The organism is Streptosporangium sp. NPDC049644, assembly GCF_040675205.1.
GTDB lineage: Bacteria > Actinomycetota > Actinomycetes > Streptosporangiales > Streptosporangiaceae > Streptosporangium > Streptosporangium fukuiense.
The window spans coordinates 1-7062 of record NZ_JBFAOJ010000186.1; the positions used below are offsets into that span (position 1 = coordinate 1).

Below are 7062 nucleotides of genomic sequence, written 5' to 3' on the forward strand. Positions count from 1 at the left end.
TGCTGCCCTACTGCTCCCCCACTCAGCGCCGCATGGCTGAAGCTGCGCGCAATGTCCAACCGTTGCGTGTCGCCGCGGCGGGAAGTCCGCGGCGGCTCGTCGTGTCCGAGCGGATCGACGAGCCGCAGGGGAGTTCAGCGCAGGGGAGCGCGACGCCGGGAACCGCGGCGGCGCTGGCCGCGATGTGCGCCGTCCTGACCGCCAGGGGAGAAGCGCGAACCCATGAGCTGCTGGCCGCGGCGAAGGGGGAGGGCAAAGGCCGATCGTGGGCCATGGACAGGCTTCCTACCTGGGTGGGGGCGGGGCTGGTCACCTCCCCAAGCAGGGGCGTATACCGGCTCTCCTGTACCCCCGAGGCGCTCCTGGAGGGGGTCTGGGAGGCCGAGCGGGTCCTCGTGGCCCGCCGTCGGGGTGACGGATCGTGACCCCTTCCGGCGGCGCCCTCTCCCCTCCCCCGCTGGCCCCCGGGGAGGGGGCTCCACACGTGCGCGCACGCGCGGGGGCGCGTAGGGACGTCCGTTGGACATTCCCGCGGACATCACTTTCAAGATCCGTTGGACATTCCGGCGGACAACCTAAGTAACGGAGAGTCACATGTTCGGCAGGCCAAAGAAGTACACCATCACCGACAAGCAAACCGGCCGCGAGATCACCCAGGCCGGCCCCGTGGACGCCCGCCTCTGGAAGCGCGCCGGGCAGAGGAACGGGCGGCCAGTCCGCGCCGAGCGCACGAACCTGTGCTCCGCGTGCGGGCTCCACAACTGCGGCGGCGCGCCCTGCGGTGAGAAGGGCGGTCGCTGATGACTCCCCGCCTCTGGCCATCCCGCCAGTACGACGACATCCCCGACCGCGAACTCGACTGGCAAGACCTCGCCCGGTGCGCGGAGACCGACCCGGATGCATTCTTCCCTGAGGAGGGCGGACCCAGCGCTGCGAAGAAGATCTGCCGCTCTTGCGAGGTGCGTGCCGAGTGCCTTGAGTACGCGCTCGACAACGAGATCATGTTCGGCATCTGGGGCGGCGTGTCGGAGCGGAGCCGCCGCGCACTCCAGCGGCGCCGGAACCTCGGGATCGCGGCATGACGGTCCTCGTCGGCCAGATCGTCGACTCCGCCCTCGCGCTGGAGCCCCAGCTTCCGAGATGGAGTTCCAGGTGTCACGAGCCAAGAGCCATCTTGGTCCTTACTCGGCGTCACATCTATTGGCATAGATGTGACGGAATTGCATTTCCGCAGGTCAGGGCCATATTGGCTACGCGGAGTAACTCATGCGCCTAATCGGCTACCTCCGCGTGTCATCTTCAACCCAACTCGACGGCTATGGGCTCAATGTCCAACAAAGAGAGTGCCGCGAATGGTGTGCGAGGAATGACCACCGGATCGTCAAATGGTGCCGAGATGAAGCAGTGTCCGGAACGCTCGATGCAAGCGAACGAACCGGTCTTGCCGAAGCGCTCGACGGCATCGCGAGTCACCACAACGGTCGCACCGCCGAAGGGATCATCATGGGCAAGCTCGACCGGCTCGCCCGATCCCTCACCGTCCAAGAGGCAACCCTCGCACTCGCATGGCGAGCAGGCGGGCGAGTCTTCACCGCAGCCGACGGCGAGATCCTTCAAGACGACCCAGACGACCCAATGCGTACCGCCATGCGACAGATGATGGGTGTCTTCTCTCAACTGGAGCGGACCATCATCGTCGGTCGACTCCGTGCCGGCCGCGCCGAGAAGGCGCTCCAGGGTGGCTACGCGTTCGGCTCACCACCTTTCGGAACCCACTCCGTGGACAAGGAGCTCGCGCCGCATGACCAGGAGCAGCAGACCCTCGCCCGTATTCAGGAACTCCACAGCGCAGGGAAAAGCATCCGGCGGATCGCACTGATCCTCAACGAAGAAGGGCGTCCAACTAAACGTGGCGTTCAGTGGCACCCGACGACCGTCTCCCGCGCTCTCGCGCGGGCAATCGACTAGGAGACCCGTGTCCCGCATCAATGAGCATCTCATCCCTGAACATCAGCAGGCAGTACGAGATAGGCCCGCCACCGTCGACGTCTGCGGGCGCCCCACGCTAGCGCAACAGCCATGTAGACAGAAGCCCCAGTTCGGGCCTGCCTGCCGTTACCACCTCACCGCGGAAGAACGCGAACAACTAGACCACGATATCCAGGCATATCAGGACCGCATCGCAGAGATTGAGTCTCGAATTTACGACACGATCCCAGCCTGCTGGGAATGGCCACTCCCGGAAGGCGAGGTGGGGACCGATAGCTATGCCCAGCACGAGCGGCTGATCAGCTGGCAGAACTACCGCTGCGCTATCTGTGGCGGGCAAACCTACGACATGGTGATGGACCACGACCATGTAACAAACCTTGTCCGCGGCTACCTTTGTCGCAGTTGCAACACGCGGGAAGGATTCGGCGGAGGCCCCATTTTCGATCGGTATCGAGATCGGCACCCTACCGTAATACTCGGCGTTAAAATTAATCATTTTGGCTACCCAAGCTCTCCGGTAAATCCTCCCCTGCCTTTAGAGAACGATCCATCACTACGAGTCGGCGCGGCACTGGCCGGCAAGCCGCCGCCCGATGAAATGATGGCTATTAAGTGGGTGGTGGTAGCCCTGCAGCGTATGGCCGGGGAGATCGAGGCCGAAGCTCAGGATGTCGCTCAGGCTGTGGCGCTGCTGCAGGGCAAGGCTGAGCATGTCATCGCCAAGTACGACCTGGGCGAATGGGCCGCAACCCTATGACAGGACGCCCGTGATCTTGCAGCCGAGGGCCACCGAACCTGATTCGATCGAGATGCTCACACTCGATATGCGATATTCGCACGACTCACATGCAAGCATTTGTTAACGCCACTCACAAAGGGAATGTGCCATGAACAAGAAGGAACTCGTTGACGCCATCGCTGACCGCGTCGGCGACAAGAAGACCGCCGCCGAGGCCGTGAACGCGGTGCTCGACACGATCCAGGCCGCCGTCGCGTCCGGTGACAAGGTGTCGATCACGGGGTTCGGTGCCTTTGAGATGGTGCACAAGCCGGCCCGCACCGCCCGCAACCCCTCGACGGGCGCCGAGATCGACGTCGCCGAGAGTTGGGGGCCGAAGTTCCGGCCCGGTACGGAGTTCAAGGAGGCCGTCAACTCGGGCGGCAAGAAGGCCGCGACCTGACCTCGCACGGCTACCGCCCCTGCCCTTCGGGGTGGGGGCGTTGCTGTGTCAGCTGGCGGGATGTCGATCCCGGTGGGATGCAAGCCAGGCCCAAGTCAACGCGGACAGAATCCTCCACGAAATCACCCAGGGGAAGAAACCGCACCAGCACGGCTTTCCCACCCCCGGGAAACGAGCTGCAAGGAGAAATGTCATGAGAGCACACAGAATCGCTGGCGTGGTGTCCGCCGTCGCCCTGGCCGGTGGACTTCTCACCGCAGCACTCCCGGCCGCAGCCGCCGCCCAGTCCGAAACTGTCACCATCACGGGCAGCAAGCTTCTGCCTGCAGGAGTGAGCGGTTACGTGTTCCTCAAGTGCCCCGACTCCCACCCGTACATGGTGCCGGGGCAGTGGGGCACTATGGGCCCCTTTAGCAGGGTGCTGTCCCCGCCCGCCGGATACCCGGGCTACATGCAGCAGGCGACGTTCTTCTTCGGCAACGGCAACAGGGAGGACGTACATGTTTCGGCTTGGATGAATTGCACCACTGTGAAGCCGTTCTAACGCCGGCACGAGTGGATCGCTCCAGGCCGCTATGGGTGGCGGACCCTGTGTCCGCTCCACTCTGCCCCGGCGTATCGCCATGCCGGGAGCACCTCCTCTCAGGGAGGTGCTCCCGCGAGTCACCGCGAACCGGGTCGGCGGAAGACCGGATCCGGCAGGTGGCTGCGGACGATCAGTCCGGCCCGTGAGGTGGGCGGGAGATCCGCAAGCGCAGTGATCCACAGGTACCCCACAAGCGGATCCCCCCATGCTCGAAACACGGCGACGAAAGGGGAACGAATGAAGGCTCCGGGAGGTGCCGTCGTGTGCCTGCTCGCGGCGTCCGCGGGCGAGCTGGTGGTCGCGGCTGGCATTTTCACCCTGCTGCCTGGGCTTCAGCTGGAGCTGACAATCCAGAGCGAACGCGACAATGTCGTGGAGTACTCCTCCTTGGAGAGCGCGGTGTCCTCCCTCCAGGGCTGCGTGTGGGCCTACACCGCAACCGGTGTGATCACGCTGGTCCTGGCGGTCCTGGCCTGGCGGCGAGGCGGAACTGTGGGGATGCGGGCAGCCGCCGCGTTGAGCCTCCTACCGTACGCCGCGTTCTATCTTGTCTTCGGCGTGCTGGGGTGGTCGTCGTTGGACGAGTGGTACGCCCAGTTGCCGGGGCGGATCTCGGAGCATTTGCATGCGACTTTGTACTCGGACATGATCCGCTTGCTGGCGGACGCGGCCGGGCTCCTCTACCTCGCGGGGGCGATCCTGCTGTTCTTCACCAAGCCGAACGCGCCCCAGGCGCATCGGGTCGGTGTCTCCTCCGAGACGTGACCGCCCGCGGTGAGGGGCGCTCACCAATCCGGCTGCACACGATCAGTCTGGCCCGCGAGCATGGGCGGCATGGATCCCGAACTCGCCGCCGCCGTCAGCGCCCTGGTCCGTCTCGACGCCGATGCTGCCCATGCCCGGTTGACGCTCGCCGTGGGCGGGTCTAAGAAGGATGCGGCGGACATCATGTTCGGCCAGAGCAGCGAACTGGAGTGGTAGCCGCAACACAAGCGCCCTCACCTGGCCGGGTGAGGGCGTCGTCGCGTCCGAGTCCGGTTCGAGTTCGAGTGAACCTCCTGCCCGGCCTCTGCGTCCAACGGGGGAGATCTTGGCATGCTGCCGGGCCTCGCTCCCAGAGGCAGCCAGGAGGACGCGGAGATCATCTGCACCGTTTCGGAGGAACGTCCAATCCTGAGAAGTACGCCTGCGGCAGGGCCGTGATCGGGCTTACTGTCTCTGACACATCGGCGCTGCAGGGGAGAACACTTGGAGAACCGCCTCATACCGATCAACGCGGTGATCGCCCTTGCCACTACGGATGGCATCAATCCCGCTGTCTTTGCTGATCACGGGTACCGGGTAGCCGGACTTGAGATCCCCGTGCGCACACCAGTCGGCTCAGTGGTGATCGACATCGTCATCGCGAATGGGAGCACTGGCCACCTTTTGGCCATTGAGTCGAAGTGCGGGGGCAACGTCGAGGAAGCGCAGTGCGTCAAATACGCGGCACTTGATGCCACCACCTTGGTCCGCAATGCACACATCGATCTACAGCGCCGAGCTACACCGACTGTGAACGTTGTCTACGCGTGCTTGGGGCAGTACGTCGACCGTGTACGACTGGGCCTGGATAGAGCAGGCGTCACGTTCCCAATCCTCGCGATCCACGACCGCAAGGTAGTCATGGAAGGGGACATCCCCAACGGACCACTGCAGAAGATCTTTAACTCCTCGGTCGCGCTCAATGCGCCGCCTTTGCGCCTCATTCCATTCGATGCCGAGTCCAGCGTGGAGATCATCGAACCGTACGTGCAAACGGCGCTCGTCGCAGCGCTGAACCGAAGTCTCTCCGACGTCAGCTTGGCCACTTTGACCGAACAGTCAATCCGGCACTTTCCATGGTTCGGCAAACAGGCGCAGACCAGCCTCAAGAAGAAGGTTGGCGAAGCCGCTCGCCGTATCGCGAACCGGAACCCGTTGATCTTCGAATATCACGGACCACCCCCCAACCGTGACGGCTGGATCACCCTGCTCAGGACCCCTGAGACGAACCACCCCAGCGGTCGCACCCAGGCCTACCAGGCACTCTCCCGGCCAGGTCAATCAAAGCCCAGCCGAAAAAAGTCGGCTATTATAGCGGGTCAGACGGACCTTCTCGAAGAGCTGGACAAGGCAGACGAAGGGACACTCGACAGTCTCGAAGTGCAAGCTGAGGAGATGCCATGACCACTCGTGCGCAGATGGCCGATGTCCTCGCCATGACTGCGAGTTCGCCAATGAAGACCTTCGTCCTTGAGGTACACCCCGCAGGGGACCCCGCCGCCTTCCTCGCAAGCTTCTCCGACTCAGACGGTCTCACAGCCACTGACGATGCCTACCTCTTCAAGCTCAGCACAGCCGACGGCATCTTCTGGGTAGATCAGCTTGACAGCAGGTTCTGGAGTTTCCACACCGACATGCCAACCCATGCCGCCGCCTCGTTCCTAAACAAGCAAGTGGGCGCCAGGCGGGACCTTGACTGGCTATGGCTGCCTTCAGAACACATGCGTGACCCCTGGCCCGGAGCCCGACGACGCAAGACACGTACGAAATTTGAAGGCACCAAGCTGCTCGGCGGTGCGACATCGGAGCTAAGCGACCTCAAGCTCCAAGCATCTGGAGGCGGCGCCGCATTCCTCGATCACTTCCTCCAAGCCGAGGGCCTGCGCGCGGCTGCAGCATACGACGCCGTCGAGGTGATCGTGGAAGACGAGGCATTCGGGACCGTCCGTGAGGGCGTGAACCGGAAAGGGCGATTCGCCGTGTCTGGAGACTCGCTCGAACTGCACTTCCAGTTCGTCCAGAACATCATCGATCGCTATCGACGCCTGGTAACGCTATGCGAACAAAAATCCATCTCATGGAGCCACCTCGACAATTCATCGCCGGACGCTGGCACCCGGTTGAGCGGAGGGCCTATCGGCATCCGCTTCTCTCGCCCCATCCCGGATCTCGAAGCTTTCGTCGATGAATTATTCTCCTCTCGCGATCCGTTTCGGCTCTGGGGCATAGCAAAACTGACCGACGATGGAGCAGAGGCCGAAGCTGTCGATCTTCATGTCGGCGAACGACTCTCCTTCGACATCGGCGACCAGTGGATGCGTGTCTACTTGAACACCGGTGGTTGCGGCAACACGATCGCCCGCCTGGTCAGCAACCTCCAATACCGTTTCGACGCCGCCCTCACCTTTACCGACCCCGAGCTTCAAGCTGCACTCCAGGCTTCCCCTATCGGATCCAGCTCAGCAACACATGCTTAAAGCCGTACAGGCAAAGGGACCT

At 63.3% G+C, this 7062-nt stretch carries 11 protein-coding genes; all 11 read left to right on the plus strand.

The window, feature by feature from the left end; translation table 11 throughout:
* Positions 1–425, plus strand: a 425-nt coding sequence (locus AB0J58_RS43655) for a hypothetical protein (protein ID WP_364227431.1), incomplete at its 5' end; no start/stop codon positions are given.
* Between the two features lie 169 nt (positions 426–594).
* On the plus strand, positions 595–801 hold the full coding sequence (locus AB0J58_RS43660; protein WP_357795950.1) for a hypothetical protein: 207 nt from the start codon (positions 595–597) through the stop codon (positions 799–801).
* Positions 801–1082, plus strand: coding sequence for a WhiB family transcriptional regulator (locus AB0J58_RS43665; protein WP_357795948.1), 282 nt, complete (start codon positions 801–803; stop codon positions 1080–1082). The genes AB0J58_RS43660 and AB0J58_RS43665 overlap by 1 nt, the downstream gene beginning before the upstream one ends.
* A 184-nt stretch (positions 1083–1266) precedes the next feature.
* Entirely contained in the window at positions 1267–1968 is a 702-nt protein-coding gene (locus AB0J58_RS43670) for a recombinase family protein (protein WP_357795945.1), read from the plus strand.
* Positions 1969–1975: 7 nt separating this feature from the next.
* Entirely contained in the window at positions 1976–2749 is a 774-nt protein-coding gene (locus AB0J58_RS43675; RefSeq protein ID WP_357795942.1) for an endonuclease domain-containing protein, read from the plus strand.
* 130 nt (positions 2750–2879) lie between these two features.
* Positions 2880–3173: an HU family DNA-binding protein gene (locus AB0J58_RS43680; RefSeq protein ID WP_357795940.1), complete on the plus strand. Its 294-nt coding sequence runs from the start codon at positions 2880–2882 to the stop codon at positions 3171–3173.
* A gap of 193 nt (positions 3174–3366) precedes the next feature.
* Complete coding sequence (locus AB0J58_RS43685) at positions 3367–3717, plus strand: hypothetical protein (protein WP_357795937.1); 351 nt, start codon at positions 3367–3369, stop codon at positions 3715–3717.
* Between the two features lie 279 nt (positions 3718–3996).
* Positions 3997–4524, plus strand: coding sequence for a hypothetical protein (locus tag AB0J58_RS43690; protein WP_364227436.1), 528 nt, complete (start codon positions 3997–3999; stop codon positions 4522–4524).
* A gap of 69 nt (positions 4525–4593) precedes the next feature.
* Positions 4594–4740, plus strand: coding sequence for a hypothetical protein (locus tag AB0J58_RS43695; RefSeq protein ID WP_357795931.1), 147 nt, complete (start codon positions 4594–4596; stop codon positions 4738–4740).
* 267 nt (positions 4741–5007) lie between these two features.
* Positions 5008–5967, plus strand: coding sequence for a hypothetical protein (locus tag AB0J58_RS43700; RefSeq protein ID WP_357795928.1), 960 nt, complete (start codon positions 5008–5010; stop codon positions 5965–5967).
* Positions 5964–7040, plus strand: coding sequence for a hypothetical protein (locus tag AB0J58_RS43705; RefSeq protein WP_357795925.1), 1077 nt, complete (start codon positions 5964–5966; stop codon positions 7038–7040). Before AB0J58_RS43700 ends, AB0J58_RS43705 begins: the two co-directional genes overlap by 4 nt.
* The last annotated feature ends 22 nt before the right edge of the window (positions 7041–7062 follow it).

Bases quoted from the DNA above. Each gene is read 5' to 3' on its own strand.
- AB0J58_RS43705 (WP_357795925.1), top strand. From the start codon at position 5,964: ATGACCACTCGTGCGCAGATGGCCGATGTCCTCGCCATGACTGCGAGT.
- AB0J58_RS43670 (WP_357795945.1), top strand. From the start codon at position 1,267: ATGCGCCTAATCGGCTACCTCCGCGTGTCATCTTCAACCCAACTCGAC.
- AB0J58_RS43690 (WP_364227436.1), top strand. From the start codon at position 3,997: ATGAAGGCTCCGGGAGGTGCCGTCGTGTGCCTGCTCGCGGCGTCCGCG.
- AB0J58_RS43660 (WP_357795950.1), top strand. From the start codon at position 595: ATGTTCGGCAGGCCAAAGAAGTACACCATCACCGACAAGCAAACCGGC.
- AB0J58_RS43685 (WP_357795937.1), top strand. From the start codon at position 3,367: ATGAGAGCACACAGAATCGCTGGCGTGGTGTCCGCCGTCGCCCTGGCC.
- AB0J58_RS43680 (WP_357795940.1), top strand. From the start codon at position 2,880: ATGAACAAGAAGGAACTCGTTGACGCCATCGCTGACCGCGTCGGCGAC.
- AB0J58_RS43695 (WP_357795931.1), top strand. From the start codon at position 4,594: ATGGATCCCGAACTCGCCGCCGCCGTCAGCGCCCTGGTCCGTCTCGAC.
- AB0J58_RS43665 (WP_357795948.1), top strand. From the start codon at position 801: ATGACTCCCCGCCTCTGGCCATCCCGCCAGTACGACGACATCCCCGAC.